Origin of the sequence: Pseudomonas sp. IT-P176 (assembly GCF_949767245.1) — a bacterium.
In the GTDB taxonomy this organism is placed as follows: domain Bacteria; phylum Pseudomonadota; class Gammaproteobacteria; order Pseudomonadales; family Pseudomonadaceae; genus Aquipseudomonas.
On the sequence record NZ_CATKPN010000035.1, the window covers coordinates 210,028 to 236,196 of the forward strand.

A 26,169-nucleotide genomic window follows, 5' to 3' on the forward strand; every position below is an offset into this window, starting at 1 on the left:
GTGCTACAGCATCAGGCCTTCAGAGGCACCAGACGCGGGGCAATCATGTTTTCCGGGCGCAGGATGTCGGCGAGCATTTCTTCGTCGAGCAAGCCTTCTTCGCGCACCAGTTCCAGTACGCCGCGGCCGCTTTCCAGAGCGATGCGGGCGATACGGGTGGCGTTTTCATAGCCGATGTACGGGTTCAGCGCGGTGACCAGGCCGATCGAGTGCTCGACCAGTTCGCGGCAGCGGGCTTCGTTGGCGGTGATGCCGACGATGCAGTGCTCGCGCAGCATGTCCATGGCGCGTTGCAGCAGGCGGATCGAGTCGAAGATCTTGAAGGCGATCAGCGGCTCCATCACGTTCAGTTGCAGCTGGCCGCCTTCGGCCGCGATGGTCAGGGCCAGGTCGTTGCCGATGATCTGGAACGCTACCTGGTTGACGGCTTCCGGAATAACCGGGTTGACCTTGCCTGGCATGATCGAGCTGCCTGGCTGACGCGCTGGCAGGTTGATTTCGTTGATGCCGGTGCGTGGGCCGCTGGACAGCAGGCGCAGGTCGTTGCAGATCTTCGACAGCTTGACCGCGGTGCGCTTGAGCATGCCGGAGAACAACACGAAGGCACCCATGTCGGAGGTCGCTTCGATCAGGTCGGCAGCCGGGACCAGCGGTTGACCGCTGATCAAGGCCAGGCGTTCAACGGCCAGGTGCTGGTAACGCGGGTCGGCGTTGATGCCGGTACCGATCGCGGTGCCGCCCAGGTTGACTTCGGTCAGCAGCTCCGGAGCCAGAGTCTTCAGGCGTGCCAGGTCTTCACCCAGGGTGGTGGCGAAGGCACGGAATTCCTGGCCAAGGGTCATCGGCACGGCGTCTTGCAGCTGGGTACGACCCATCTTCAAGACGTGGCCGAATTCTTCACCTTTGGCGGCGAACGACTGGATCAGGCTGTCGAGGCTGGCGAGCAGGGCGTCATGACCCAACAGCAGACCCAGGCGGATGGCCGTTGGGTAAGCGTCGTTGGTCGACTGCGCCATGTTCACGTCGTTGTTAGGGTGCAGGTACTGGTATTCGCCTTTCTGGTGGCCCATGGCCTCCAGCGCGATGTTGGCGATCACTTCGTTGGCATTCATGTTGGTCGAAGTGCCAGCGCCGCCTTGAATCATGTCCACCACGAACTCTTCGTGGAAGTCGCCGCGGATCAGGCGAGCACAGGCTTCGCTGATGGCAGCGTGCTTGGCTTCGCTGAGGTGACCCAGCTCGCGGTTGGCGTCAGCAGCGGCCTGCTTGACCATTGCCAGACCCACAACCAGCTTCGGGTAATGCGAAATCGGAACGCCGGAGAGACGGAAGTTGTTCACCGCTCGCAGGGTCTGGATGCCGTAATACGCTTGAGCCGGTACTTCGAGTACGCCAAGCAGGTCTTTTTCGGTGCGGAAAGATGCAGCGGAGGACATGATAGAAATCATCTCGATATGGACCCGGTCTGTGCCGGAACGCTGTGAATGCTAGGCTTGTAGAGAATTTTGGGCCAATGCTGTTAAACACTGGCCTATGCGTATTCGGCATAATGCCGATGTGACGCCGCCCGAGCGGCGAGCGTGCGACCTAAAATGGTGCGTGTCCGGGAGGACCTGATGAATCTGGAAAGCAAATGGCTGGAGGACTTTAGTGCCCTGGCTGCCACCCGCAGCTTCTCCCAGGCGGCTGAGCGACGTTTCGTCACCCAGCCGGCGTTCAGCCGGCGAATCCGCAGCCTGGAGGCCGCACTGGGCCTGCAACTGGTCAATCGCTCGCGCACGCCGATCGAGCTGACGGCGGCCGGCCAGTTGTTCCTGGTAACCGCACGCACCGTGGTCGAACAACTGGGCGAAGTGCTGCGGCATTTGCACCACCTTGAAGGCGGCCAGGGCGAGGTCATGCAGGTGGCGGCCGCGCACTCCCTGGCCCTGGGGTTCTTCCCGCGCTGGATCGCACAATTGCGCAACGAAGGCCTGAACATCGCCACGCGCCTGGTGGCGACCAACGTCGGCGATGCGGTGCATGCGCTGCGCGAGGGCGGTTGTGACCTGATGCTGGCGTTCTACGACCCGGATGCCGCCATGCAAATGGACCCGGAGATCTTTCCTTCGCTGCACTTGGGCCACACCGAAATGCTGCCGGTGTGCGCGGCCGATGCCGATGGAAAACCGCTGTTCGATCTGGAAGGCGAGGGCAGTGTGCCGTTACTGGCCTACAGCGCCGGTGCGTTTCTCGGCCGTTCGGTGAATATGCTGCTGCGCCAAAGGGCACTGCGTTTCACCACGATCTACGAAACCGCCATGGCCGACAGCCTGAAAAGCATGGCCCTGGAGGGGCTGGGCATCGCCTGGGTGCCGCAGCTGAGCGTGCGTGCCGAGCTGACGCGTGGCGAATTGGTAGTGTGTGGTGGACCGCAATGGCATGTGCCGCTGGAGATCCGTTTGTATCGCTGTGCGCTGGTGCGCAAAGCGAATGTCCGGTTGTTGTGGCGCAAGCTCGAGAGCGGCGTAGCGGGTGCTACTGTTTGAGTGCCAAGAATTCATGGCCACTGCTGTGGCCATGAATTGCTGTTAATTCGGCGTCAGCGTGTTAATAGCGCAAACACGCCATGCTCGGATTTCCGGTCGCGCGATGCGAATCGAACTTACGCAAAAGTACTAAGGTGTTTGCGAATGTTTTCCCTGTTCTTATCACTGTATCGATAAGCGTTTCCACGTGCGCTGGAGAATTCGTCCGAGAGCATGATCGTGTCGTGCCACCAGCCGTTATAGATGACTTCGCTGTCTTCATGTGTCGCGCCCAACATGTGGCCTATTTCATGTGCTGGAATTTGTTTGGAGGTGATCGCCGCAATTGCGCAATGACCTTTGACAAGGCCGTATCCGGCTATCCCTCCGAAGAGCCCCCCTGCCTTTGCGTAGATATTGTTTCGGGTCAACAAGAGGACTTTCGTCAGGCCCGGTTCATGTTCTTCGTATTTTAATATCTTTGTATACCAGTCCTGTATCAGGTTTCTCCACCCTCGCAGCGCAGCTACACCATCTTCGTTTATGTAGTTGTATCCTGATAAGTGCGGAACTACATGATGAGAGTGCATTACAATTCTGACGTCCCGTTCCGAGATTGATTCAAGTTCTGTTTTCAGCCAGGAAAAGTAATCAGTGTATAAATCATTTTTTTGATATTCCTGAAGGTCATTGTGAAGGACAACTATTATGGTAATAGGCTTTTTCATATTTGTACTCCCTGTTCAATTATGATTTTTTTGCCGTTTTATATTTACGTTGTCTGGCGGTGTCCGCAATTTTTTAGTGGGTTTAATTGTTTCGAGTAAGCGTTTTAATAAACTAGCGATCTCGAGATCCGAACACATTCAGGCAGTCAATTGACTGACTTGATAGTCAAGAAATACCTATTTTTCGAGCGCGTGACAGATGGTCGCCACAGGGGCTGTTTATCCGCTTCTTTGAGGTATACTGCGCGGCCTTCGGCCGGTTACGACTGGCCATAATTCGTACAAACAAGCCACGCATCCTGCGTGGCTTGTTGTTTTTTGATGCGCCTGCGGGCGCCCAGAGAGAAGAGGCGCGACGATGAGTGCACTGGTTGGCGTGATCATGGGCTCCAAGTCCGATTGGTCCACCCTTAGCCACACCGCCGATATGCTGGAAAAGCTCGGCATCCCTTACGAGGTGAAAGTGGTCTCTGCCCACCGCACCCCGGACCTGCTGTTCCAGTACGCCGAGGAGGCTGAGTCGCGTGGCATCGAGGTGATTATCGCCGGTGCTGGCGGCGCGGCCCACTTGCCTGGCATGTGTGCGGCCAAGACCCACCTGCCGGTCCTGGGCGTGCCGGTGCAGTCGTCGATGCTCTCGGGCGTTGATTCGCTGCTCTCTATAGTGCAGATGCCTGCGGGCATTCCGGTCGCCACCCTGGCCATCGGCAAAGCGGGCGCGATCAACGCAGCCCTGCTGTCGGCGAGTATCCTTGGCGCCAAGCACCCGCAGTTCCACGCGGTGCTCAAAACCTTCCGTGCTGAGCAGACAGACAGCGTCCTGGAAAATCCAGACCCACGCATCGCCTGAGGTTGTTGACGATGAAGATCGGTGTAATCGGTGGCGGCCAGTTGGGCCGCATGCTGGCCCTGGCGGGAACTCCGCTGGGCATGAACTTCGCTTTCCTGGATCCGGCGCCGGATGCTTGTGCCGCCGCGCTGGGTGAGCATCTGCGGGCCGATTACGGCGATCAGGATCACTTGCGTCAACTGGCCGACGAAGTCGACCTGGTGACCTTCGAGTTCGAAAGCGTCCCGGCTGAAACCGTGGCCTTCCTGTCGCAGTTCGTCCCGGTCTACCCGAGCGCCGAAGCGCTGCGCATTGCTCGCGACCGCTGGTTCGAAAAAAGCATGTTCAAGGACCTGGGGATTCCTACCCCGGCGTTCGCTGACATCCAGTCGCAAGCTGACCTGGACGCCGCTGTGGCTGCCATCGGCCTGCCCGCCGTGCTGAAAACCCGCACCCTGGGTTATGACGGCAAGGGCCAGAAAGTCCTGCGCACCGCGCAAGACGTGGAGGGTACCTTCGCCGAGCTGGGCAGCGTGGCCTGCCTGCTGGAAGGCTTCGTGCCGTTCACCGGCGAAGTCTCGCTGATTGCCGTGCGTGCCCGTGATGGGGAGACGAAATTCTACCCACTGGTGCACAACACCCACGACAGCGGCATCCTCAAGTTGTCCGTGGCCAGCACCGAGCACCCGCTGCAAGCCCTGGCCGAGGACTACTCGAGCCGTGTGCTCAAGCAACTGGACTACGTCGGCGTGATGGCGTTCGAGTTCTTTGAAGTCGACGGTGGCCTCAAGGCCAACGAAATCGCTCCGCGGGTCCACAACTCCGGGCACTGGACCACCGAAGGCGCCGAGTGCAGTCAGTTCGAAAACCACCTGCGCGCCGTTGCCGGCCTGCCGCTGGGCTCGACGGCGAAAGTCGGCGAAAGCGCCATGCTCAACTTCATTGGCGTGGTTCCGCCGGTGGATAAGGTCATCGCCATCGACGATTGCCATCTGCACCACTACGGGAAGGCGTTCAAGGTCGGGCGCAAGGTCGGCCACGCCAACCTGCGCTGCGCCGACAAGGTCACGCTCGAGCAGCAGATCCTCAAGGTCCAGGCGCTGATCGCCGAGCAATAAACCCATGGCACGCTGGGAACCTTCGGTGCCCAGTGTTCTCTGATGGCAGGATGCCAAAGTCTGTCTAGGCTTTGGCATAGCTATTTCACTCAGAGGGAAGCGCCATGGGAATTATCGGAACCATCTTCATCGGATTGATCGTGGGCCTGCTGGCTCGTTTCCTGAAACCGGGTGATGACAGCATGGGCTGGATCATGACCATCCTGCTCGGTATCGCCGGCTCACTGGCCGCGACCTACGGCGGCCAGGCACTGGGCATCTACCAGGCCGGTCAAGGCGCGGGCTTCCTCGGTGCCCTGGTGGGCGCGGTGGTGCTGCTGGTGATCTACGGTCTGGTCAAAAAGAACTGATTCAAGCGATCAAGCCCGCTGCGCAGTTCACGCGCAGCGGGCTAGAATGCCCGGCGACCTGACTTCCCTTCTTTGCCGAGCACCTTCATGCGCCGTCTTCTGCTGACTCTTGTATTGCTGGGCACTGGCCTGGCCCATGCTGGCGACCTGCCGGAAACCGACTGGCTCGAACTGATGCCCAAGTCGGATCAGAAGGCGTTGGAAGCCATGCCGGAAATCGACCACAACTCTCCGGAAGCCAATGGCACTTTTACCGACAAGGGTGGCTTGAAGCAGAGCAAGGGCTTGCCGGCGGTGATGTATTCGACCAAGACTGTGGCCGCGATGAACCACAAGCAGGTGCGCATCGGTGGTTACCCGGTGCCACTGGAAACCGACGGCAAGGGCCGCAGCACGCTGTTCTTCCTGGTGCCATACCCGGGCGCCTGCATTCATGTGCCACCACCACCGCCCAATCAACTGGTGCTGGTGCGCTACCCCAAGGGCTTGAAGCTGGACGACATCTACACGCCCTTGTGGGTCAGCGGCACGTTGAAGATCGAGACGGTCAACAACGACCTGGCCGATGCCGCCTACGCCCTCGATGCCGCCCAGGTGCGGGTGGTACAAGAATCCGACCTGTAGGAACTGCCGCAGGCTGCGGTCTTCTTGAGCTAAACCGCCAAACTCGCGATGCTCACACCCAGCGTATGACTCTCCCCGGGCGCCAACGTGACCACATCACCCAGCACATTGGCCGTCTCGATGCACAGCATGCGCTGCCAGCCATCGTCGGCCATGTCGCTGAACGCTGCTGCGCGTTCGATCCAGGGATTCCAGATCACAGCCGAGCGTGAACCGCGGGCGGTCAATTCGATACGTCGCTCCCAGGCCGGGTCGACAATGCTCAGTTTGTCCGGGGTATTGAGGTAAATCCGGTCGGTTTCGCCACTGAACCGCAGATCGCCGTGCTGAGTGACGGTGTTCCAGTTGTCCAGGGTTTCGATGTACTCCAGCCCGTCCACGCCTTCGACGTGCACGTTGCGCACGTCGCTGACCGCGAAGTAGCTGTGCAGCGCCTGGCTGATGGTGACGCTGTCAGTGCCCCGGTTGTGGCTGGTCAGATCGATCTGCAGTTGCTCATCCAGACGAATGTTCAGCTTCAGGTCGACCTGATGGGGCCAGCCGGGCAGGCCGTTTTCCGGGACGGGCAGGGCAAACACTACGTTCAGGCTGTCGCCCTCGGTTTCGATGCCTTCCAGTTCCCAGTCCAGCGCCCGCACCAGGCCGTGGGCGCTGGCGGGCTGATCGCTGACGCGCATGGCCTGCACGCTCGGTGGGTTGCGTTCGAAGTTGCCGAACCACGGCCAGCACACGGGCACCCCGGCGCGGATGCTTTTGCCGGTCTGGAACACCGCCTCGTCGTTGAGCCAGATCAGGGGCGGCTGCCCGGCCAGTTGATAGCTGAGGATATGCGCGCCTTGCTGGGCTACCAACAATTCGGCCTGACCCTGGCGAATCCGCCAGCAGTTCAGTTGATCCAGTTTTACCGCTTCAACATTGGGCGTGTTCATGGGACAGCTCTCGATCGGCAACAGGGGGGATTCAACAGGCTCGCGGGGGTACCGAGCGGGTACGACCGCTGCCGTCGATGGCAACAAACACGAACGCCGCTTCGGTGACCTTACGCCACTCGCTGGACAGCGGATCGTCGCTCCAGACCTCGACCAGCATCTTGATCGACGTACGACCGATTTCCTGGGCCTGGGTATAGAACGAGAGCTGTGCGCCGACGGCGACCGGTACCAGGAAAGCCATGCGATCGATGGCCACGGTGGCAACGCGCCCACCGGCGATCTTGCTGGCCATCGCCGTGCCGGCCAAGTCCATCTGGGACACCAGCCAGCCGCCGAAAATATCGCCAAAGCCGTTGGTCTCGCGAGGAAGTGCGGTGATTTGCAGGGCCAGGTCGCCTTGCGGGATCGGATCGTCTTGTTCGAGTTCTATCATGCCGGGGGTGCCTCTAACCCGTGACTCTCATTGGTACTTCAGGTGAATAGCCGTCTTGAGAAAAACGATTCAGCCCGAACATACTACGTTCGTCGCGTTTTCCATAAGGCGTGCTAAAGGGAAACTCTGCGAAATCGACTGGTCGCACCAGCAGCGTCTTCGCACAGCAACCCTTGCAGCGTGTTGCAGGCTGCGAGTATATCGAGCGGTAGACCGCGCGACGACCGTCCGGTTCTCATTTTGACTGTCAATTACGCGCATCCCTGTGCTTTTTCGAACAATTTGCTATCGTGCCGAACCTGCCCAAGCCCCAGCCAGCGTTGTTGGGGTTGCAGATCTGACTATAAGAGAAGCCCTTGCCATGACCACAGCGCCATCGAGCATAGCGTCACCCGCGCAGCCCGCACGTCCCTTGACCCGCAACGACTACAAGACCCTGTCGCTTTCCGCCCTGGGCGGTGCGCTGGAGTTCTACGACTTCATCATCTTCGTGTTTTTCGCCACGGTGGTCGGCAAGCTGTTCTTCCCGGCGGACATGCCCGAGTGGCTACGCCTGATGCAGACCTTCGGGATCTTTGCCGCCGGGTACCTGGCACGGCCACTGGGCGGCATCGTCATGGCCCACTTCGGTGACCTGCTGGGTCGCAAGAAGATGTTCACCCTGAGCATCTTCATGATGGCGGTGCCGACGTTGATCATGGGCCTGCTGCCGACCTACGCGCAGATCGGCATGTGGGCACCGATCCTGCTGCTGCTGATGCGGGTGATCCAGGGCGCCGCCATTGGCGGGGAAGTGCCGGGGGCCTGGGTGTTCGTTTCCGAGCACGTGCCTGGGCGGCACATTGGCTATGCCTGCGGCACGCTGACGTCAGGCCTGACCGCCGGCATCCTCCTGGGCTCGCTGGTAGCCACGGCGATCAACAGCATCTATACCCCTGAGCAAGTCGCCGACTACGCCTGGCGGATCCCGTTCCTGCTGGGTGGCGTGTTTGGCCTGTTCTCGGTCTACCTGCGTCGCTGGCTGCACGAAACCCCGGTGTTCGCCGAGTTGCAGCTGCGCAAGGCCCTGGCCGAAGAAGTGCCGCTGCGTGCGGTACTGCGCGACCATCGCGGGGCGATCGCCATCTCGATGCTGCTGACCTGGCTGCTGTCGGCCGGGATCATCGTGGTCATCCTGATGACCCCGACCGTGCTGCAAACCGTCTACCACTTCTCGGCCACCACCGCATTGCAGGCCAACAGCCTGGCGATCGTGTTCCTGAGCCTGGGCTGCGTGGCGTCCGGCGCCCTGGCTGACCGCTTCGGTGCAGGCCGGGTGTTTGTGTTCGGCAGCGGCTTGCTGCTGGTGAGTTCGTGGACCTTCTATCACAGCCTGTTCAATCACCCGGACTGGCTGTTCCCGATGTATTCCCTGACTGGCCTGCTGGTCGGCACCATCGGTGCGGTGCCCTACGTCATGGTCAAGGCCTTCCCGGCCGTGGTGCGCTTCAGCGGCCTGTCGTTCTCCTACAACCTGGCCTACGCCATCTTCGGTGGCCTGACACCGATGGTCGTCACTCTGCTGCTCAAGGAAAGCCCGATGGGGCCGGCCTACTACGTGGCGATCATCTGCGGCGTGGGGATCGTCGTGGGTGGGTATCTGTGGAAGAAGGGGCGCTAGGCCCGACTTCTTGCATCGTTAGTACTGACATCATTGCAAGCAGACGGAGCGCCGCCCGGCTCTGCGTCTGCTGGCGATTGGAGACACCACGAATCAGCGCGTAACAGCCCATGCTGGCCTTTCATCTAATTGTCATATTCAAGTCATAGAGTGTTCACACGGCCTGCCGATACTTGGCCCCGACCTAAAACACCCTATTACCAGGAGTAAGGCATGAAACTGAAGCGTTTGATGGCGGCAATGACTTTTGTCGCTGCTGGCGTTGCGACTGCCAACGCAGTTGCCGCTGTTGACCCTGCTATCCCGAGCTACACCAAGACCACTGGTGTGTCGGGCAACCTGTCCAGCGTCGGCTCCGATACCCTGGCTAACCTCATGACCCTGTGGGCTGAGAACTACAAAAAAGAATACCCGAACGTCAATATCCAGATTCAGGCTGCCGGTTCCTCGACCGCACCACCTGCGCTGACTGAAGGCACCGCTAACCTGGGCCCGATGAGCCGCAAGATGAAGGACAACGAGCTGCAGGCCTTCGAAACCAAGTACGGCTACAAGCCGACCGCCATCCCGGTCGCCGTGGATGCTCTGGCCGTGTTCGTGCACAAAGACAACCCGATCAAGCACCTGACCATGGAACAGGTCGATGCCGTGTTCTCCTCGACTCGCCTGTGCGGCGCCAAGGCCGACGTGAAAACCTGGGGTGACCTGGGTGTGACCGGCGACCTGGCCAACAAGCCGGTACAGCTGTTCGGTCGCAACTCGGTATCCGGCACTTATGGCTACTTCAAGGAAGAAGCCCTGTGCAAAGGCGACTTCAAGCCAAACGTCAACGAACAACCGGGCTCGGCCTCGGTGGTGCAATCGATCAGCTCCTCGCTGAACGGCATCGGTTACTCGGGTATCGGCTACAAGACCGCTAGCGTGAAGACCGTGGCCCTGGCCAAGAAAGGCAGCACTGACTTCATCGAAGACACCGAAGAAAACGCCCTGAACGGCAAGTACCCACTGTCGCGTTTCCTCTACGTGTACGTCAACAAGGCCCCGAACAAGCCTCTGGCCCCGCTGGAAGCCGAGTTCGTGAAACTGATCCTGTCGAAACAGGGCCAGGAAGTGGTCGTCAAGGACGGTTACATCCCACTGCCAGCCAAGGTAGCCGCCAAGGCACTGGCTGACCTGGGTCTGCACGAAGGTGGCGCTGAAGTCGCAAAAAAGTAAAACCCTGATCCGGGCTCGCCCCGGATCAATGTAGGAGCGGGCAAGCCTCGCTCCTACACATGCCGGTGTTTACCGGCCCTCAATTTTCTATCCGCTGCCAGTTTCCACAGGCGGCGGATTTGTTGCGTCACTGCATTGTCATCTTTCTGTCATACAGGATCGCTAGGGTGTGCGCATGAATGATCTGGCCAATTCCCCAATGACTACGACTTCCCCTCCCAAGCGCATTGATTTCAATACGCCTGAGCTGCAACGCAAGCGGCGCATTCGTGCGCTCAAGGATCGCCTGACCCGCTGGTACGTGCTGATCGGCGGCCTCGCCGTGCTCGGCGCGATCACCTTGATTTTCTTCTTCCTGGCCTATGTCGTCGCCCCGCTGTTCCAGGGTGCCGAGCTGACCGCCAAAGACTCGATCACGCCTGCCTGGATGCAAGACGCCGGCAAGCCGCTGATGATTTCCCTCGAAGAGCAGAACCAGGTCGCCATGCGGGTTTCCGACAAGGGGCAGGCGCTGTTCTTTGACCTCGACAGTGGCGCCGAACTGCGTCGCGTCGACCTGCCGATCCCGGCCGGTACCAGCGTTGCCTCGATCGGTGAAGACCAGCCCGGCAGCCCGCTGGTGATCGTTGGCCTGTCCAACGGCCAGGCCCTGGTGTTCCGTCACACCTATAAAGTCAGCTACCCGGATGGCAAGAAGACCATCTCGCCGGCCATCGAGTACCCCTACGGTGAGGCGCCGATTGCGCTGAACGAGCAGGGCGCCGCGCTGGAGCACGTCAGCCTCAATGCCACCGACACGACCCTGGTGGTCGCCGGTTCCAGCGGTGCGCAGTTGCACGTCCTGGCGCTGACTAAAGAAGAAAACATGATGACCGGTGAAGTCACCAGTGATCAGCAGCGCATCGATTTGCCGCAAATGACCGAGCCGGTGAAGAACATCTTCATCGACCCGCGCCAGCAGTGGCTGTACGTGCTTAACGGCCGTGCCCAGGCCGATGTGTTCAGCCTGCGGGAAAAAAACCTCAACGGTCGCTACAAGCTACTGGAAGATGGCGAAACCCAAGTCACTGCCAGCACCCAACTGGTGGGCGGTATCTCGCTGATCATCGGTGACTCCAAGGGTGGCCTGGCCCAATGGTTCATGGCCCGTGATCCGGATGGCGAGCAACGCCTGAAGCAGATCCGGACCTTCCAGATGGGCATCGCGCCTATCGTTGAAATCACCGCCGAAGAGCGTCGCAAAGGCTTTGTTGCCCTGGACGCGTCCGGCAAGCTCGGCGTGTTCCACAGCACCGCCCACCGCACCTTGCTGGTGGACCAGGTGGTCGACGGCCAGGGCATCTTCGGCCTGTCGCCGCGTGCCAACCGGGTGATCGTGGAGCAGGGCGGCAAGCTGCAACCGTTGCTGCTCGACAACCCGCACCCGGAAGTTTCCTGGAGCGCACTGTGGAGCAAGGTCTGGTACGAAAACTACGACGAGCCTAAATACGTCTGGCAATCGACCGCGGCCAACACCGACTTCGAGCCCAAGCTGAGCTTGTCGCCGTTGACCTTCGGTACCTTGAAAGCGGCGTTCTACGCCATGCTGCTGGCCGCGCCACTGGCCATTGCAGCGGCGATCTATACCGCCTACTTCATGGCGCCTGGCATGCGCCGCAAGGTCAAGCCGGTGATCGAGCTGATGGAGGCGATGCCGACGGTGATCCTCGGCTTCTTCGCCGGCCTGTTCCTCGCTCCCTATGTGGAAGGGCACTTGCCGGGCATCTTCAGCCTGCTGCTGTTGATGCCAGTCGGCATCCTGGTGGCGGGATTCACCTTCAGCCGCCTGCCTGAGTCGATCCGCCTGAAAGTGCCGGACGGCTGGGAAAGCGCGATCCTGATCCCGGTGATTATCTTCGTCGGCTGGCTCTCGCTGTACATGAGCCCGTACCTGGAGACCTGGTTCTTCGGTGGCGACATGCGCATGTGGATTTCCCACGACCTGGGCATTACCTACGACCAGCGCAACGCCCTGGTAGTCGGCCTGGCCATGGGTTTTGCGGTGATCCCGAACATCTACTCGATCGCCGAAGACGCCGTGTTCAGTGTGCCGCGCGGCCTGACCCTGGGCTCGCTGGCCCTGGGTGCCACGCCATGGCAGACCATGACGCGGGTGGTGATCCTGACCGCCAGCCCGGGCATTTTCTCGGCCCTGATGATCGGCATGGGGCGCGCAGTCGGCGAAACCATGATCGTGCTGATGGCCACCGGCAACACCCCGGTGATGGAGATGAACCTGTTCGAAGGCCTGCGGACCCTGGCGGCCAACGTTGCGGTGGAAATGCCGGAGTCGGAAGTCGGCGGTAGCCACTACCGCGTGCTGTTCCTCTCGGCCTTGGTGCTGCTGCTGTTCACCTTCGTCATGAATACCCTCGCGGAACTGATTCGTCAGCGTCTGCGCAAGAAATACTCGTCGCTTTAAGAAAGGTAGAAGTCTGTGAAACAGAACTCCCTGAAAGGATGGTTCAAGAGCGGCGCCCCCGGCGTCTGGATCAGCGGTGGCGCGGTGGCCATCGCCGTCATCATGACCATTGGTTTGCTGGCAGTGATTGCCGTGCGCGGCCTGGGCCACTTCTGGCCCGCCGACCTGGTGCATGCCCAGTACGATGTGCCGGGCCAGGCCAACCATGTGGTCATCGGCGAAGTGGTGCAGAAGGAACAAGTGCCACGTGAGCGCCTGAAAAGCGCGGGCCTGCCGGTCCCGGACCAGGGCCCTGAGTTCATGACCCGGGAGCTGATCAAGGTCGGCAACCGTGATCTCAACGGCAACGACTTCACCTGGATCGTCGGTGAATGGCTGACCAACCAGACCACGCCGCCGGAACTGATGGCAATCGAGCGTCGTGAATGGGGCAACTTCTACGGCTACCTGGTCAACGTCAAGCAAGACGGCAAGGTCATCGCTGAAGGCGAGGCCGCCTGGCCTGAGCTGCAAGCGCGGATCGAGCGAGTCAGCAAACTGGCGGCTGAACTCAAGACCCTGGAAAAATCCGACATTGGTGCGATCAACGCCGGCCTGGAGCGTATCCGCCTGCACGGTCGCAAGCTGGAACTGGACGGCAAGTTGGACGCCGCGGCCCAGGCCGACATGGAGTCGGATCGCGCCGAGCTCAATGCCCGCTACCAGGACATTGAAAAGCGCTTGGGCGATCTGCATGCGCAGGTCAATCGCGACAGCCTGACGGCCCGCGATGGCAACGGCAAGGAAGTCGAAATCGAACTGGGCAAGGTGGTTCACGCCTTCCAGCCGAACGCGATGAGCACCTTGACCAAGGTCGGCTTCTACTTCAGCAAGGTCTGGGAATTCCTCAGCGACGACCCACGTGAAGCCAACACCGAAGGCGGGATCTTCCCGGCGATCTTCGGCACCGTGATGATGACCCTGATCATGGCGATGATCGTCACCCCGTTTGGTGTACTGGCGGCGGTTTACCTGCGTGAATATGCACGCCAGGGCACCATGACCCGGTTGATCCGCATCGCGGTGAACAACCTGGCGGGTGTGCCGGCGATTGTCTACGGGGTGTTCGGCCTGGGCTTCTTCGTCTATGTCCTGGGTGGCTCGGTTGACCGCCTGTTCTTCCCGCAAGCCTTGCCGGCACCGACCTTCGGTACGCCAGGACTGCTCTGGGCCTCGCTGACCCTGGCACTGCTGGCGGTGCCGGTGGTGATCGTGGCCACCGAAGAAGGCCTGGCGCGGATTCCCCGCACCGTGCGTGAGGGCTCGTTGGCCCTCGGTGCGACCAAGGCGGAAACCCTGTGGAAGATCGTGCTGCCGATGGCCAGTCCGGCGATGATGACCGGCATGATTCTCGCGGTGGCCCGAGCGGCCGGCGAGGTAGCACCGTTGATGCTGGTGGGCGTGGTGAAACTGGCGCCGTCGTTGCCGCTGGACGGTAACTACCCGTACCTGCACCTGGACCAGAAGATCATGCACCTGGGCTTCCACATTTATGACGTCGGCTTCCAGAGCCCGAACGTCGAGGCCGCACGCCCACTGGTGTACGCCACGGCGCTGCTGCTGGTAATGGTGATCGCCACGCTCAACCTGTCGGCAGTGTGGATCCGTAACCACCTGCGCGAAAAATACAAAGCACTGGATAGCTAATACAAGTCCTGTGGGAGCTGGCTTGCCAGCGATGGCAGCACTGCGGTGTTGCTGCCAGACCGAGTCGTCTGCATCGCTGGCAAGCCAGCTCCCACAAGGATCGACGCAAGCCACAGATTTTGAGTATTTCATTGGCTAGGCCAGTGGCTCATAAAACCGAATTTGTTAGCACAGGGAGCCTCCCATGCAGCACGAAGCACATACCCACGGCATCAACATGTCGGCCCTGGGTCGCGACAAACAGAGCCTGAACCTCGAGCAGGAAACCGTAGCCATCGAAGTGCCGGGCCTGAGCCTGTTCTACGGCGACAAACAAGCTCTGTTCGACGTCAGCATGAACATTCCCAAGCAGCGCGTGACCGCCTTCATCGGCCCGTCCGGCTGTGGCAAGTCGACCCTGCTGCGTACCTTCAACCGGATGAACGATCTGGTCGACGGTTGCCGTGTCGAAGGCGCGATCAACCTGTACGGCAACAACATCTACCGCAAGGGTGAAGACGTGGCCGAGCTGCGTCGCCGGGTCGGCATGGTGTTCCAGAAGCCCAACCCGTTCCCCAAGACCATCTATGAAAACGTGGTCTACGGCCTGCGGATCCAGGGCATCAACAAAAAACGCGTGCTCGACGAGGCGGTTGAGTGGGCGTTGAAAGGCGCGGCGCTGTGGGATGAGGTCAAGGACCGCCTGCACGAGTCGGCACTGGGCCTGTCCGGTGGTCAACAGCAGCGTCTGGTGATTGCGCGGACCATCGCCGTGGAGCCGGAAGTGCTGCTGCTCGACGAACCCTGCTCGGCACTCGACCCGATCTCGACGCTGAAGGTTGAAGAGCTGATCTACGAGTTGAAATCCAAGTTCACCATCGTCATCGTGACCCACAACATGCAACAGGCCGCCCGGGTTTCCGACTACACCGCGTTCATGTACATGGGCAAGCTGGTGGAATTCGGCGACACCGACACCCTGTTCACCAATCCGGCGAAAAAGCAGACCGAAGACTACATCACCGGACGGTACGGCTAGTTGAAGCAGCTTCAAGCGGCAAGTTAGAAGCGAAGCGGCATGGATCACCACATAACAGCTTGCAGCTTGTAGCTTGCAGCTCTTGGTTAAACGCTTTTTCGGAGCGAACGCATGATTTCCAAAGAAGGCCTCACGCATCACATTTCCGCGCAGTTCAACGCTGAGCTGGAGGAAGTGCGCAGCCACCTCCTGGCCATGGGCGGGTTGGTCGAGAAGCAGGTCAACGACGCGGTCACGGCGCTGATCGAGGCCGACTCCGGCCTGGCCCAGCAAGTGCGCGAGATCGACGACCAGATCAACCAGATGGAACGCAACATCGACGAAGAATGCCTGCGCATCCTGGCCCGTCGTCAGCCGGCGGCGTCCGACCTGCGTTTGATCATCAGCATCTCCAAGTCGGTGATCGACCTCGAGCGCATCGGCGACGAAGCCACCAAGATTGCCCGCCGGGCCATCCAGTTGTGCGAAGAAGGCGAGGCTCCGCGTGGCTACGTCGAGGTGCGCCACATTGGTGACCAGGTGCGCAACATGGTCCGCGACGCGCTGGATGCCTTCGCCCGCTTCGATGCCGACCTGGCGCTGTCCGTGGCCCAGTACGACAAGATCATCGACCGTGAGTACAAGACTGCGCTGCGCGAACTGGCCACCTACATGATGGAAGACCCGCGCTCGATCTCGCGCGTGCTGAGCATCATCTGGGTCCTGCGTTCGCTGGAGCGTATTGGCGATCACGCCCGCAACATCTCCGAGCTGGTGATCTACCTGGTGCGCGGCACGGACGTGCGTCACCTGGGCCTCAAGCGCATGAAGGAAGAAGTTGAAGGCACCAGTGGCGAAACCGCTAATGTTCCGGGTAAATCTGACGATAAGTAAGATTGCCCAAGTAAAAACGCCCGGCCATTGGCCGGGCGTTTTTGTTGGTCGGGACAATAACGAGGGGTGGTCGATGAGTAAGGTCAGTGTGTTGGTCGTGGACGATGCTGCGTTCATTCGTGATCTGATGAAGAAGTGCCTGCGCAACTACTTCCCGGGCATGCGCATCGAAGACGCGGTCAACGGCCGCAAGGCGCAAAGCCTGCTGACCCGCGAAACCTTCGACCTGGTGCTGTGCGACTGGGAGATGCCGGAAATGTCCGGCCTGGAGTTGCTGACCTGGTGCCGCGAGCAGGACGCCCTCAAGACCATGCCGTTCATCATGGTCACCAGCCGTGGCGACAAGGAAAACGTCGTCCAGGCGATCCAGGCCGGTGTTTCGGGTTATGTGAGCAAGCCCTTCACCAACGAGCAATTGCTGAGCAAGGTCAAACAGGCCCTGAATAAAATCGGCAAGCTCGATGCCTTGCTGAATCAGGCCCCGGCCAAGCTGGCACCGGCATTCGCCAATGACTCGCTGAATGCCCTGACCGCCGGCAAGGCGCCAGTGACTGCAGCGCCAGCGCCCAACGCGTATCTGCAAAACCGCCCGGCGGAGCCCGCCAAGGGTTTGCTCAGCAGCCCGCCGATCAAGGCCCCGATGCCGTCGCCCGCCGGTGGCCGTGGCCAGGGTCAGTTGCGCCTGCCCAGCGGCATCCAGGCCTGCGTGATCAAGGCCCTGAGCATCAAGGAAGCACTGCTGGTGGTCAAACGCAGCGAGACGCTACCGCAAGTGCTGGACAGCGCCGTGCTCGACCTGGAGCAGGGTGACAACGCCGAAATCGCCCGCCTCAACGGCTACCTGCATGCCATCGTCGCCCACGAGCCGAAACCCGACAGCGAGTGGCTGCAACTGACCTTCCGCTTCGTCGACCAGGATGCCCAGAAGCTCGATTACATTTCCCGGCTGATCGCCCGGGGCACGGCGCAGAAGCACTTTGTACCGGGTGCGTAATCAGCTTTTGAAACAGCTGGCGCCAGCCTGGGGCCATTCTGACTGCTAGGCTCACCTCAAGCCTGCCCCGACAGAATGCTGCCCATGCTCGCGCGATTGCTGATTTGCTGTGGCCTGCTCATGGCCTCGAGCCTGGCCGTGGCCACGACCATCTACAAGACCCAGCACGCCAATGGCGTGGTGTCCTATAGCGATCGGCCGTCCCGTGGGTCCCAGGTGTTTGTATTCCGCGACCGGATGGACGAGCGCCTCGACCGCCAGGTGCACCTGCAGATCAAGAAGCAGGCGGGCAGCCACAGCGTGTATGTGCGCAACGACCTGTATGCGCCGGTCGAGGTCGAGTTGAGTTTTCACCAGGTGAAAAACCTCAGTGGCGCGCCTGCCCAGGCCATCCGACGGGTCCTGCCAGCGCGTAGCAACACCCGTCTGGCGCTGCTCAAGGCGTCCCGCGCCGGCAAGCCGCTGATCTATACCCCCAGGCTCAAATACGCCTTGGGCGACCCCTCAGGCGCCACGCTGAGCTATCGTTACCCGCTACCCTGGCGCGGCGGTCCGTTTCGCCTGAGTCAGGGTGCCAACGGCCAGTACAGCCATTACGGACCGAAGAATCGCTACGCCATGGACATCGCCATGCCTGAAGGCACGCCGATCATTGCGGCACGGGCCGGGGTGGTGGTGAAAACCGAGAACCGCCAGAGCGGTCGCGGCACGGATCCGGCGGGCAACTTTGTGCGGGTGCTGCACAACGACGGGACCATGGGCGTGTACCTGCACCTCAAGCAGGGTTCGGTACGGGTCCGTGAAGGGCAGCGGGTGGCGGTGGGCAGCGCCCTGGCGCTGTCCGGCAATACGGGCAACAGCAGCGGTCCGCACCTGCACTTCGTGGTGCAGCGCAATACCGGGTTGGGGCTGGTGTCGATCCCGTATCAGTTCAGCCAGCCGGTGGGCAGCCTGCCGAACTTCGCGTTGGGGAGATAGGTGGGCCTTCAGGTAAAAGATCGCAGCCTGCAGGCTGCGATCTTTCCCGGGTTCAATCGAGCATCAGTACCTTGGCCAGGACGATTTTCGGGCCTTTCATCTTTTTGATGATGATCCGCAAACCTTCGACTTCCAGCACTTCTTCCTCTTCCGGTACCCGCTTGAGGCTGTCGTAGACCAGCCCGGCCAGGGTTTCGGCTTCGACGTGGTCCAGATCCACGCCCAGCAGGCGCTCGACCTTGAACAGCGGGGTGTCACCGCGGACCAGCAGCTTGCCCGGCTGGTAGGCCAGGATGCCGCGCTCGGCCTTGCGGTGTTCGTCCTGGATGTCGCCGACCAGCACTTCCAGCACGTCCTCCATGGTCAGGTAGCCGATGATGTTGCCGTCGGCTTCCTCCACCACGGCGAAGTGCGAGCCGCCTTTGCGGAACTGCTCCAGCAACTGCGACAGCGGCATGTGCCGCGACACGCGCTCCAGCGGGCGGGTCAGCTCGGCCAGGTTGAACGACTCGGGAATGTGGTCCAGCGCGGCCAGTTCCAGCAACAGGTCCTTGATGTGCAGCAGGCCGACGAACTCCTGGCGCTCGCTGTCGTACACCGGGTACCGGCTGAACTTGTGGCGGCGGAACATCGCCAGGATTTCCTTGAGCGGTGCGTTGAACTCCAGCGTCACCAGGTCTTCCCGGGAGTTGGCCCAGTCGACCACTTCCAGCTCGCCCATTTCCACGGCCGAGGCCAGCACGCGCATGCCTTGGTCGCTCGGGTCCTGGCCACGGCTGGAGTGCAGGATCAGCTTCAGTTCTTCACGGCTGTAGTGGTGCTCGTGATGCGGGCCGGGCTCACCCTGGCCGGCAATGCGCAGGATCGCATTGGCACTGGCGTTGAGCAGGTAGATGGCCGGGTACATGGCCCAGTAGAACAGGTACAGCGGCACGGCTGTCCACAGCGACAGCAGCTCGGGCTTGCGGATCGCCCAGGATTTCGGAGCCAGCTCACCGACCACGATGTGCAGGTAGGAAATGATGAAGAAAGCGGTAAAGAACGACACGCCCTTGATCACTTCCGGCGATTCGACGCCCACGGCGCCCAGCAGCGGCTCGAGAATGTGCGCAAACGCCGGTTCACCCACCCAGCCCAGGCCGAGGGAGGCGAGGGTGATACCCAGTTGGCAGGCCGACAGGTAGGCGTCGAGCTGACTGTGCACGGTGCGCAGGATGTGGCCGCGCCAGCCGTTCTTGTCGGCAATCGCCTCGACCCGGGTCGAGCGCAGTTTGACCATGGCAAATTCCGCCGCAACGAAGAAGCCGTTGAGCAAAACCAGGATCAGTGCAAAAAGAATCATGCCGAAATCGGCGAAGAGTGTAGCGAGGGACAAGCCAGGGGAAGGGTCCATGATGGAGTTTTGCGGGTTCCGTATATTCGAATAAAGGGGGTGCAGACGAGCCTGAAAGGCAGGCCCAAGTCAGCCAATGTAGCGGCTGACAGGGCAATTGCCTAGGGGGAAGTAGCGCGGGGGGCTAGTCGGTCAGGCTGCTGGTGCGTGATTTGCTCACCTGCACCGGCACAAAATGGCAGGTGAAGGTGCTGCCATGGCCTGGCACGCTGCTGATTTCCATCCGGGCGCGGTGGCGCAGCAGTACGTGCTTGACGATCGCCAGGCCCAGGCCGGTGCCGCCGGTGTTGGAGTTGCGGCTCGAGTCGACGCGGTAGAAGCGTTCGGTCAGGCGTGGCAGGTGCTTATTGTCGATGCCGATCCCCGAGTCCTGCACGCTCAGGTGCGCGCCTTGCTCATCGCCCCACCAGCGGATGCGGATATGGCCTTCGGCCGGGGTGTATTTCACCGCATTGAACACCAGGTTGGAGAACGCGCTGCGCAACTCGGCCTCGCTGCCCTTGAGCTGAATCGAGGGGTCGGCTTCCAGGGTGATTTGCTGGTTGCGTTGCCCGGACAGCGCCAGGGCGTCGCCCTTGATCGACTGCAGCAGGCTGTCGATCGCCACTGGCTGGTTGTCCGAGGGGTAGTCGGTGGCCTCGAGCTTGGCCAGTAGCAGCAAGTCATTGAGCAAGGTCTGCATGCGACCGCCTTGCTGCTGCATCTGCTGCAGCGCGCGGGTCCAGCGCGGGTTCACGTCTTCGACGTTGTCCAGCAGGGTTTCCAGGTAGCCGCTGATTACCGTCAGTGGCGTGCGCAGTTCATGGGAGACGTTGGCGATGAAATCCTTGCGCATCTGTTCCAGTTGATGGATGCGCGTCACGTCGCGCACCAGCATCAGGTGCTCATTGTTGCCATAACGGGTGATGTACAGCTGGATGCGCATCCGGTCGTTGGTCGGCGAGGGGATTTCCAGCGGCTCGGCGTAGCTGTCTTGCTCGAAGTACTCCTTGAAGCGCGGGTGGCGCACCAGGTTGGTCACCGGTTGGCCGCTGTCCTGGGGCGTCTTGAGTCCCAGCAGGGTTTCGGCGGCGCGGTTCCACCATTCCAGGTTGCCATCGCTGTCGAGCATCACCACCGCGTCCTTGAGTGCCGCTGTGGACTCCTGGACCCGGTCGATCACCGCTTGCAGGCGCCCGCGCACCCGTTGATCGCGGCGTTGCAGGTGGTAGATGCTGTCGAATACTTCGCCCCACAGGCCGTAGCCATCGGGCGGTGCTTCATCGGGTTTGTGCAGGCGCAGCCACTCGTGCAGGCGCAGCAATTGCTTGAGGGTCCAGCCCAGGTAAAGACCCAGGCCCACGGCCAGGCTCCAGCCGTAATAGCCGGTGATCAGGCCGATCACCAGGCAGCCGGTGACCAGCAGCAGCATGTGGCGGATCAGGGTGCCATGCCAGTTTTGGTTCACTTGAACATGCGTCCTTGTCAGCGTTTGGAGCGGGTCGGGGTGTAATCAGGCCTTGGTCGAAAAACGATAGCCGGTGCCGCGCACGGTTTGTACCAGACTTTCGTAAGCATCACCCAGGGCTTTGCGCAGGCGACGGATGTGCACGTCCACGGTGCGCTCCTCGACATACACATTGCCGCCCCAGACCTGGTCCAGCAACTGGCCACGGGTGTAGGCGCGCTCCTGGTGGGTCATGAAAAACTGCAGCAGGCGGTATTCGGTGGGGCCCATCTCGGCCGGTTTACCGTCGATGGTTACCCGGTGGCTGATCGGGTCCAGCAGCAGGCCGCCCACTTCAATCGGGGCTTCACCTTCGGTAGGGCCGGTGCGGCGCAGCACAGCCTTGAGGCGAGCGACCAGCTCGCGGGGGGAAAACGGCTTGGTGATGTAGTCATCCGCGCCCACTTCCAGGCCCTGGATCTTGTTGTCTTCTTCGCCCTTGGCGGTGAGCATGATGATCGGGATATCACCGGTCAGCTCGTCACGCTTGAGGCGGCGGGCCAGTTCGATCCCCGAGGTGCCAGGCAGCATCCAGTCGAGCAGGATCAGGTCCGGTTTGCGGTCGACGATAATGGCGTGCGCCTGTTGGGCGTTCTCCGCCTCCAGGCAGTCATAGCCGGCCATTTCCAACGCAACGGCGATCATTTCGCGAATGGGCGCTTCGTCGTCGACGATCAGAATGCTCCTGCCAACCATGGGTTTAATCCTCTTGTCATTTAACTGTCTTGCGCCGCATTAGATAACGGAATTATTGCAGTCGTGTTACAGCATTCCAGTGTCTCTGCGAGGCGCGTGATCCTGGGCTAAGCTCTAAGTCCGAATCCTGACTACCACAAAAGAAGGTTTCCATGACTGACTATGCTCACTCCTTCAAGGCCTTGGTACTCGCTGCTGCCCTGGCCTTGCCGGCAATCGCCATGGCTGCCGAGCCGGCAATGATGAAAGGCGGCATGATGGTCGATCCCCAGGGCATGACGTTGTACACGTTCGACAAGGACAGTGGTGGAAAGTCGATGTGTAACGATGATTGCGCAAAAAACTGGCCACCGCTGACGGCGCCGGCGGATGCCAAGGCCGACGGCAAATGGACAGCGATCAAGCGTGACGACGGCAAGATGCAATGGGCGTATGACGGCAAGCCGCTGTACACCTTCGTCAAGGACGAAAAGCCCGGTGAAATGAAGGGCGACAAGATGAAAGACATCTGGCACGTGGTCCATGAGTCGCAGAAATAACCCGTTGTTGTAGCAGCTGGCGAAGGCTGCGTCCGGCTGCGCCAGCTGCTACAAAATCTCCACCGCCCCGTCAGCGCAACGCGTAATCCAGCACGATCCCGACAAAAATCGCCAATCCTGCCCAGTGATTGTGCAGGAACGCCCGGAAGCACTTCAGTCGGTCCCGGTCGCGGGTGTACCAGAACTCCCAGGCGAAACAGCCGGCAGCCGCCAGCAAGCCGAGGTGGAACCAGCCCCCCAGGGCGAACTTCGAGCCGGCCAGCCACAGGCAGCCCAGCGCCAGCCCCTGCAGCGTGAGAATGATTGCCCGGTCGGCATCGCCAAACAGGATCGCCGTGGATTTCACGCCGATCCTCAGGTCATCATCGCGGTCGGTCATGGCGTAGTAGGTGTCGTAGCCAACCGTCCACAGCAAGTTGGCGATCCACAGCAGCCAGGCGATGGCCGGCAGCTCGCCGGTCTCGGCGGTGAACGCCATCGGCATGCCCCACGAGAACGCGGCGCCCAGCACCACTTGCGGGTAATAGGTGTAGCGCTTCATGAAGGGGTAGCTGGCCGCCAGTGCCAGGCCACCGAATGACAACCAGATCGTCGCCGCGTTGGTGCACAGCACCAGCAGGAAGCTCAGGCCCATCAGCAGCGCAAAGAACACCAGCGCCTCCCGGGAGCTGATTCTGCCGGCAGCCAGTGGGCGTTGGGCGGTACGCTTTACATGGCCGTCGACCTTGCGGTCGGCCCAGTCGTTGATCACGCAGCCGCCGGCGCGGGTCAGTATCACGCCGAGGATAAAAATCACGATGTTGGCCAGGGACGGCGAGCCTTCACCGGCGATCCACAGTGCCCACAGGGTCGGCCATAGCAGCAGGTAGATGCCGATGGGTTTGTCCATGCGCGTCAACTGGACGAAGTCCCAGGCGCGCGGGTTCAAGCGATTCAGCGATTTGAGCAGGTTCTGGTACATCAGCCATTCTCCGCAGGCGCGCCAACCGCCCGCCACAGGGCCGGCAAGAAGATTTCTGCGACCAGCACGCTCAAGCCACCGCGGTCGAAACGCGAACGGCGGCCCCACAAGGCCGGGGCCTGAACCTCAGGGGGCAGCCAATCAACGGGGTAGTGGCAGACCTCGATGGCGCGGCGCTGGAACGCCTGGTCGCAGAACAGCAACTCCCCCAGGGAGCGGCTGCCCAATTCATCCATGTTCAAGCCGCCATCGCGCAACGCACTGCGCGCCGCCACGCTGCGGGCAAATACCCAGGCCTGGCCGTGGCCGCGCAAATACACCTCGCGCACCCAACCTTCACTGTCCGGCGGCAAGTCGAGGACGGCGCATTCATCGGCGCGCAACGGCTGCCAACCTTCGTACAGCGGCGTGACGCTGAAACCGTCATTCGACAAGCGCGTCAGGCGTCGGGTGAGCGAGCCTTGATCGAACAGCCAGTCGAGGGTTTGCGCATCGGGAAGGGGTGTCAGCTGGCTTTGCGGTAGCCAGAGCGGAGTGGGGGCGAGGGCGTTTGAGTGCGGCACAGTGAGTCATTATTGGCAGCAAATGAGGCGGCGAGCTTAACATGTTGGTCGGCGATATTGAGTGATCGGACCGGCCTGCGGCGTCGAACACGCTTGCATCTGTCGAGTGCGATCAGTACAAAACGCCCTGAGCCGGACGGCGGACCCTTGGCGGGCGACTGTCCGCGCCAGATAAAGCCTGTGAATCCGAGGAAACAAGCAATGAAGAAGTGGCAATGCGTAGTCTGTGGGCTGATCTACAACGAAGCCGACGGCTGGCCGGATGACGGCATCGCACCGGGCACCCTGTGGCAGGACGTGCCGGAAGACTGGCTATGCCCGGACTGCGGCGTGGGCAAGATGGATTTCGAAATGATTGAAATCAACTAACCGATTCGAGGAGTAAGGAATGAACGCACCTGTCGTGATCGTCGGCACTGGGCTGGCTGGCTACAACCTGGCCCGGGAGTTTCGCAAACTCGATGGCGAAACTCCGCTGTTGCTGATTACCGCAGATGACGGGCGTTCCTACTCCAAGCCGATGCTCTCCACCGGCTTTGGCAAGAACAAGGACGCCGACGGCCTGAGCATGGCCGAGCCTGGCGCCATGGCCGAGCAGCTCAAGGCCGAGGTGCGCACCCATACGCGCATCAGCGGCATCGACCCGGGCCACAAGCGCCTGTGGATCGGCGAAGAGGCGGTAGCCTATCGCGACTTGATCCTGGCCTGGGGCGCAGAAACCGTGCGTGTGCCGGTGCAGGGGGACGCGCCCGAGGCGATCTTCCCGATCAATGACCTGGAAGACTATGCCCGTTTTCGCGCAGCCGCCGCCGGCAAGCGCCGGGTGCTATTGCTGGGGGCCGGGCTGATCGGCTGTGAGTTTGCCAATGACCTGATCCTCGGTGGTTATGAGGTGCAACTCGTAGCGCCGTGCGAGCAGGTCATGCCGACGTTGCTGCACCCAGCCGCCGCGGCTGCGGTGCAAGCCGGGCTGGAAAGCCTGGGGGCGCAATTCCACCTGGGGCCGGTGCTCAACCGTTTGCAGCGCACCGCTGACGGCCTGGAAGGGCATTTGTCCGACGGCCAGGTGCTGCCTTGTGACGTGGTGGTCTCGGCCATTGGCCTGCGCCCGCGAATTGATCTGGCGGCGGCCGCCGGCCTGCAGACCAATCGTGGGGTGATGGTGGACCGGCACCTGAAAACCTCCCACGCCAATATCTATGCCTTGGGTGACTGCGCCGAGGTCGATGGGCTGAATCTGCTGTACGTGATGCCGCTCATGAGTTGTGCGCGGGCGCTGGCACAAACCCTGGCCGGCAACCCGACCGCGGTGAGCTACGGAGCGATGCCGATCACCGTGAAAACCCCGGTGTGCCCGCTGGTGGTTTCCCCGCCGCCACGGGGCTCTGAGGGCGTCTGGACGGTGGAGGGGCAGGGCGCCGACATCAAGGCGCTGTGCCGCGACAGCAGCGGCAAGCTCCTGGGTTACGCCCTTACGGGGGCGGCGGTGATGGACAAATTGGCTCTAAACAAGGAGCTTCCGGCGCTTCTGGCATAAATACAGGTCGTTCTGTCGGAATCACCCCGCTTTAACCCCTACAAAGGTCGCGTCGAGACTGGCGTAGCCCGTATCCGCGTGCCATCCTCACACCCGTCTGCCGCAGAGTAGAGCCTGCGGCGCCTTGGGCGCTGTTCCGGAAGAACAGCACGGACATAACAACAAAAAACCGTCAAAGAGGCTTCACTCATGCGTAAACCAGAACTCGCCGCCGCAATCGCCGAAAAAGCTGATCTCACCAAAGAGCAGGCCAACCGCGTTCTCAACGCCGTTCTTGAAGAGATCACCGGCGCACTGCACCGCAAGGACAGCGTCACCCTGGTAGGGTTCGGCACTTTCCTGCAGCGCCACCGTGGTGCCCGCACCGGCAAAAACCCGCAGACCGGTGAGCCAGTGAAAATCAAGGCCAGTAACACCGTTGCGTTCAAGCCAGGCAAATCGTTGAAAGACAGCGTTAATCCGTAACCCCCGACCACCCTCCCGTATAACGGGTGAGCTGGATCGAAAAATGGGCACGCCAATCAGATTGGGTGCCCATTTTTTGTGGCCGCTGACTTGGGCTGGCTGCGGGCAAAAACTGGCCAGCGG

Annotated in this window: 26 protein-coding genes; 17 read left to right on the forward strand and 9 right to left on the reverse strand. The window is 61.2% G+C overall.

The genetic code is table 11. From position 1 onward, the window contains the following. Positions 1–11: 11 nt before the first annotated feature. Positions 12–1,436, reverse strand: coding sequence for an aspartate ammonia-lyase (aspA, locus tag ACM6IP_RS06980; protein ID WP_095164950.1), 1,425 nt, complete (start codon positions 1,434–1,436; stop codon positions 12–14). 180 nt (positions 1,437–1,616) lie between these two features. Here aspA and ACM6IP_RS06985 point away from each other — a divergent pair, with 180 nt between their 5' ends. Continuing rightward, positions 1,617–2,528 carry a LysR substrate-binding domain-containing protein gene (locus ACM6IP_RS06985; protein WP_095164948.1) on the forward strand — a complete coding sequence of 304 codons (912 nt, stop codon included), beginning with the start codon at positions 1,617–1,619 and terminating at the stop codon, positions 2,526–2,528. A 116-nt stretch (positions 2,529–2,644) separates the two neighbouring features. Here the strand turns inward: ACM6IP_RS06985 and ACM6IP_RS06990 are convergent, their stop codons facing one another. Beyond that, positions 2,645–3,235 carry a reprolysin-like metallopeptidase gene (locus ACM6IP_RS06990; protein WP_414861203.1) on the reverse strand — a complete coding sequence of 197 codons (591 nt, stop codon included), beginning with the start codon at positions 3,233–3,235 and terminating at the stop codon, positions 2,645–2,647. A 358-nt stretch (positions 3,236–3,593) separates the two neighbouring features. Here ACM6IP_RS06990 and purE point away from each other — a divergent pair, with 358 nt between their 5' ends. The 4 genes from purE to ACM6IP_RS07010 all read left to right on the forward strand — a co-directional run bounded on the left by purE (position 3,594) and on the right by ACM6IP_RS07010 (position 6,156). Continuing rightward, positions 3,594–4,085 (forward strand): 5-(carboxyamino)imidazole ribonucleotide mutase, encoded by a 492-nt coding sequence (gene purE, locus ACM6IP_RS06995; protein ID WP_095164944.1) that lies wholly within the window; start codon positions 3,594–3,596, stop codon positions 4,083–4,085. 11 nt (positions 4,086–4,096) lie between these two features. Beyond that, the gene (locus ACM6IP_RS07000; protein ID WP_095164942.1) at positions 4,097–5,182 is read left to right on the forward strand and encodes a 5-(carboxyamino)imidazole ribonucleotide synthase; all 1,086 of its coding nucleotides are present in this window, start codon (positions 4,097–4,099) and stop codon (positions 5,180–5,182) included. A 104-nt stretch (positions 5,183–5,286) separates the two neighbouring features. Continuing rightward, on the forward strand, positions 5,287–5,532 hold the full coding sequence (locus ACM6IP_RS07005; protein WP_095164940.1) for a GlsB/YeaQ/YmgE family stress response membrane protein: 246 nt from the start codon (positions 5,287–5,289) through the stop codon (positions 5,530–5,532). Between the two features lie 87 nt (positions 5,533–5,619). After that, a complete protein-coding gene (locus ACM6IP_RS07010) occupies positions 5,620–6,156 on the forward strand; it encodes a DUF3299 domain-containing protein (protein ID WP_095165198.1) in 537 nt (178 codons plus the stop codon). Positions 6,157–6,185: 29 nt separating this feature from the next. On the opposite strand, the gene ACM6IP_RS07015 is transcribed toward ACM6IP_RS07010, so the two are convergent. Beyond that, positions 6,186–7,085, reverse strand: a complete 900-nt coding sequence (locus ACM6IP_RS07015; protein WP_414861204.1) for a D-hexose-6-phosphate mutarotase — start codon at positions 7,083–7,085, stop codon at positions 6,186–6,188. Between the two features lie 31 nt (positions 7,086–7,116). Continuing rightward, a complete protein-coding gene (locus tag ACM6IP_RS07020; RefSeq protein WP_095164936.1) occupies positions 7,117–7,521 on the reverse strand; it encodes an acyl-CoA thioesterase in 405 nt (134 codons plus the stop codon). 361 nt (positions 7,522–7,882) lie between these two features. Between ACM6IP_RS07020 and ACM6IP_RS07025 the strand changes: the two genes are divergently transcribed. The 8 genes from ACM6IP_RS07025 (at position 7,883) to ACM6IP_RS07060 (ending at position 18,406) form a co-directional block, all read left to right on the forward strand. Next, on the forward strand, positions 7,883–9,181 hold the full coding sequence (locus ACM6IP_RS07025; RefSeq protein WP_414861205.1) for an MFS transporter: 1,299 nt from the start codon (positions 7,883–7,885) through the stop codon (positions 9,179–9,181). 213 nt (positions 9,182–9,394) lie between these two features. Then, positions 9,395–10,396 (forward strand): phosphate ABC transporter substrate-binding protein PstS, encoded by a 1,002-nt coding sequence (locus tag ACM6IP_RS07030; protein WP_095164933.1) that lies wholly within the window; start codon positions 9,395–9,397, stop codon positions 10,394–10,396. A gap of 427 nt (positions 10,397–10,823) precedes the next feature. Next, on the forward strand, positions 10,824–12,857 hold the full coding sequence (locus ACM6IP_RS07035; protein WP_414861324.1) for an ABC transporter permease subunit: 2,034 nt from the start codon (positions 10,824–10,826) through the stop codon (positions 12,855–12,857). A 15-nt stretch (positions 12,858–12,872) separates the two neighbouring features. After that, a complete protein-coding gene (gene pstA, locus ACM6IP_RS07040; protein ID WP_414861206.1) occupies positions 12,873–14,543 on the forward strand; it encodes a phosphate ABC transporter permease PstA in 1,671 nt (556 codons plus the stop codon). A gap of 184 nt (positions 14,544–14,727) precedes the next feature. Next, on the forward strand, positions 14,728–15,561 hold the full coding sequence (gene pstB / locus ACM6IP_RS07045; RefSeq protein WP_033042681.1) for a phosphate ABC transporter ATP-binding protein PstB: 834 nt from the start codon (positions 14,728–14,730) through the stop codon (positions 15,559–15,561). Positions 15,562–15,672: 111 nt separating this feature from the next. Then, complete coding sequence (gene phoU / locus ACM6IP_RS07050) at positions 15,673–16,434, forward strand: phosphate signaling complex protein PhoU (RefSeq protein WP_008064514.1); 762 nt, start codon at positions 15,673–15,675, stop codon at positions 16,432–16,434. A 73-nt stretch (positions 16,435–16,507) separates the two neighbouring features. Continuing rightward, positions 16,508–17,428, forward strand: a complete 921-nt coding sequence (locus tag ACM6IP_RS07055; RefSeq protein WP_414861207.1) for a response regulator — start codon at positions 16,508–16,510, stop codon at positions 17,426–17,428. Positions 17,429–17,512: 84 nt separating this feature from the next. After that, positions 17,513–18,406, forward strand: a complete 894-nt coding sequence (locus ACM6IP_RS07060) for a peptidoglycan DD-metalloendopeptidase family protein (RefSeq protein ID WP_414861208.1) — start codon at positions 17,513–17,515, stop codon at positions 18,404–18,406. Between the two features lie 52 nt (positions 18,407–18,458). Here ACM6IP_RS07060 and ACM6IP_RS07065 read toward each other — a convergent pair whose 3' ends face one another. From ACM6IP_RS07065 to phoB, 3 genes are all read right to left on the reverse strand, one after another. Beyond that, a complete protein-coding gene (locus tag ACM6IP_RS07065; RefSeq protein WP_095164922.1) occupies positions 18,459–19,799 on the reverse strand; it encodes a hemolysin family protein in 1,341 nt (446 codons plus the stop codon). 124 nt (positions 19,800–19,923) lie between these two features. Continuing rightward, positions 19,924–21,210 carry a phosphate regulon sensor histidine kinase PhoR gene (gene phoR, locus ACM6IP_RS07070; RefSeq protein WP_256585382.1) on the reverse strand — a complete coding sequence of 429 codons (1,287 nt, stop codon included), beginning with the start codon at positions 21,208–21,210 and terminating at the stop codon, positions 19,924–19,926. An 81-nt stretch (positions 21,211–21,291) separates the two neighbouring features. Next, the gene (phoB, locus tag ACM6IP_RS07075) at positions 21,292–21,981 is read right to left on the reverse strand and encodes a phosphate regulon transcriptional regulator PhoB (RefSeq protein ID WP_095164918.1); all 690 of its coding nucleotides are present in this window, start codon (positions 21,979–21,981) and stop codon (positions 21,292–21,294) included. A 152-nt stretch (positions 21,982–22,133) separates the two neighbouring features. Here phoB and ACM6IP_RS07080 point away from each other — a divergent pair, with 152 nt between their 5' ends. Next, complete coding sequence (locus ACM6IP_RS07080) at positions 22,134–22,520, forward strand: hypothetical protein (RefSeq protein WP_320333279.1); 387 nt, start codon at positions 22,134–22,136, stop codon at positions 22,518–22,520. A 70-nt stretch (positions 22,521–22,590) separates the two neighbouring features. Here the strand turns inward: ACM6IP_RS07080 and ubiA are convergent, their stop codons facing one another. After that, entirely contained in the window at positions 22,591–23,481 is an 891-nt protein-coding gene (gene ubiA, locus ACM6IP_RS07085; protein ID WP_401127074.1) for a 4-hydroxybenzoate octaprenyltransferase, read from the reverse strand. Next, positions 23,481–24,044 carry a chorismate--pyruvate lyase family protein gene (locus ACM6IP_RS07090; RefSeq protein WP_159998591.1) on the reverse strand — a complete coding sequence of 188 codons (564 nt, stop codon included), beginning with the start codon at positions 24,042–24,044 and terminating at the stop codon, positions 23,481–23,483. The genes ubiA and ACM6IP_RS07090 overlap by 1 nt, the downstream gene beginning before the upstream one ends. Before the next feature lie 201 nt (positions 24,045–24,245). Here ACM6IP_RS07090 and ACM6IP_RS07095 point away from each other — a divergent pair, with 201 nt between their 5' ends. The 3 genes from ACM6IP_RS07095 (at position 24,246) to ACM6IP_RS07105 (ending at position 26,046) form a co-directional block, all read left to right on the forward strand. Then, on the forward strand, positions 24,246–24,413 hold the full coding sequence (locus ACM6IP_RS07095) for a rubredoxin (RefSeq protein ID WP_007954349.1): 168 nt from the start codon (positions 24,246–24,248) through the stop codon (positions 24,411–24,413). A gap of 19 nt (positions 24,414–24,432) precedes the next feature. Then, positions 24,433–25,581: an NAD(P)/FAD-dependent oxidoreductase gene (locus tag ACM6IP_RS07100; protein ID WP_320333276.1), complete on the forward strand. Its 1,149-nt coding sequence runs from the start codon at positions 24,433–24,435 to the stop codon at positions 25,579–25,581. A gap of 189 nt (positions 25,582–25,770) precedes the next feature. Then, positions 25,771–26,046: an HU family DNA-binding protein gene (locus ACM6IP_RS07105; protein ID WP_003213368.1), complete on the forward strand. Its 276-nt coding sequence runs from the start codon at positions 25,771–25,773 to the stop codon at positions 26,044–26,046. Positions 26,047–26,169 lie beyond the last annotated feature (123 nt).

What these genes read in the sequence shown, in the direction of transcription:
- aspA (WP_095164950.1), bottom strand. Translation starts at nt 1,436, where the DNA reads ATGTCCTCCGCTGCATCTTTCCGCACCGAAAAAGACCTGCTTGGCGTA.
- ACM6IP_RS06985 (WP_095164948.1), top strand. Translation starts at nt 1,617, where the DNA reads ATGAATCTGGAAAGCAAATGGCTGGAGGACTTTAGTGCCCTGGCTGCC.
- ACM6IP_RS06990 (WP_414861203.1), bottom strand. Translation starts at nt 3,235, where the DNA reads ATGAAAAAGCCTATTACCATAATAGTTGTCCTTCACAATGACCTTCAG.
- purE (WP_095164944.1), top strand. Translation starts at nt 3,594, where the DNA reads ATGAGTGCACTGGTTGGCGTGATCATGGGCTCCAAGTCCGATTGGTCC.
- ACM6IP_RS07000 (WP_095164942.1), top strand. Translation starts at nt 4,097, where the DNA reads ATGAAGATCGGTGTAATCGGTGGCGGCCAGTTGGGCCGCATGCTGGCC.
- ACM6IP_RS07005 (WP_095164940.1), top strand. Translation starts at nt 5,287, where the DNA reads ATGGGAATTATCGGAACCATCTTCATCGGATTGATCGTGGGCCTGCTG.
- ACM6IP_RS07010 (WP_095165198.1), top strand. Translation starts at nt 5,620, where the DNA reads ATGCGCCGTCTTCTGCTGACTCTTGTATTGCTGGGCACTGGCCTGGCC.
- ACM6IP_RS07015 (WP_414861204.1), bottom strand. Translation starts at nt 7,085, where the DNA reads ATGAACACGCCCAATGTTGAAGCGGTAAAACTGGATCAACTGAACTGC.
- ACM6IP_RS07020 (WP_095164936.1), bottom strand. Translation starts at nt 7,521, where the DNA reads ATGATAGAACTCGAACAAGACGATCCGATCCCGCAAGGCGACCTGGCC.
- ACM6IP_RS07025 (WP_414861205.1), top strand. Translation starts at nt 7,883, where the DNA reads ATGACCACAGCGCCATCGAGCATAGCGTCACCCGCGCAGCCCGCACGT.
- ACM6IP_RS07030 (WP_095164933.1), top strand. Translation starts at nt 9,395, where the DNA reads ATGAAACTGAAGCGTTTGATGGCGGCAATGACTTTTGTCGCTGCTGGC.
- ACM6IP_RS07035 (WP_414861324.1), top strand. Translation starts at nt 10,824, where the DNA reads ATGCAAGACGCCGGCAAGCCGCTGATGATTTCCCTCGAAGAGCAGAAC.
- pstB (WP_033042681.1), top strand. Translation starts at nt 14,728, where the DNA reads ATGCAGCACGAAGCACATACCCACGGCATCAACATGTCGGCCCTGGGT.
- phoU (WP_008064514.1), top strand. Translation starts at nt 15,673, where the DNA reads ATGATTTCCAAAGAAGGCCTCACGCATCACATTTCCGCGCAGTTCAAC.
- ACM6IP_RS07055 (WP_414861207.1), top strand. Translation starts at nt 16,508, where the DNA reads ATGAGTAAGGTCAGTGTGTTGGTCGTGGACGATGCTGCGTTCATTCGT.
- ACM6IP_RS07060 (WP_414861208.1), top strand. Translation starts at nt 17,513, where the DNA reads ATGCTCGCGCGATTGCTGATTTGCTGTGGCCTGCTCATGGCCTCGAGC.
- ACM6IP_RS07065 (WP_095164922.1), bottom strand. Translation starts at nt 19,799, where the DNA reads ATGGACCCTTCCCCTGGCTTGTCCCTCGCTACACTCTTCGCCGATTTC.
- phoR (WP_256585382.1), bottom strand. Translation starts at nt 21,210, where the DNA reads ATGCTGCTGCTGGTCACCGGCTGCCTGGTGATCGGCCTGATCACCGGC.
- phoB (WP_095164918.1), bottom strand. Translation starts at nt 21,981, where the DNA reads ATGGTTGGCAGGAGCATTCTGATCGTCGACGACGAAGCGCCCATTCGC.
- ACM6IP_RS07080 (WP_320333279.1), top strand. Translation starts at nt 22,134, where the DNA reads ATGACTGACTATGCTCACTCCTTCAAGGCCTTGGTACTCGCTGCTGCC.
- ubiA (WP_401127074.1), bottom strand. Translation starts at nt 23,481, where the DNA reads ATGTACCAGAACCTGCTCAAATCGCTGAATCGCTTGAACCCGCGCGCC.
- ACM6IP_RS07095 (WP_007954349.1), top strand. Translation starts at nt 24,246, where the DNA reads ATGAAGAAGTGGCAATGCGTAGTCTGTGGGCTGATCTACAACGAAGCC.
- ACM6IP_RS07100 (WP_320333276.1), top strand. Translation starts at nt 24,433, where the DNA reads ATGAACGCACCTGTCGTGATCGTCGGCACTGGGCTGGCTGGCTACAAC.
- ACM6IP_RS07105 (WP_003213368.1), top strand. Translation starts at nt 25,771, where the DNA reads ATGCGTAAACCAGAACTCGCCGCCGCAATCGCCGAAAAAGCTGATCTC.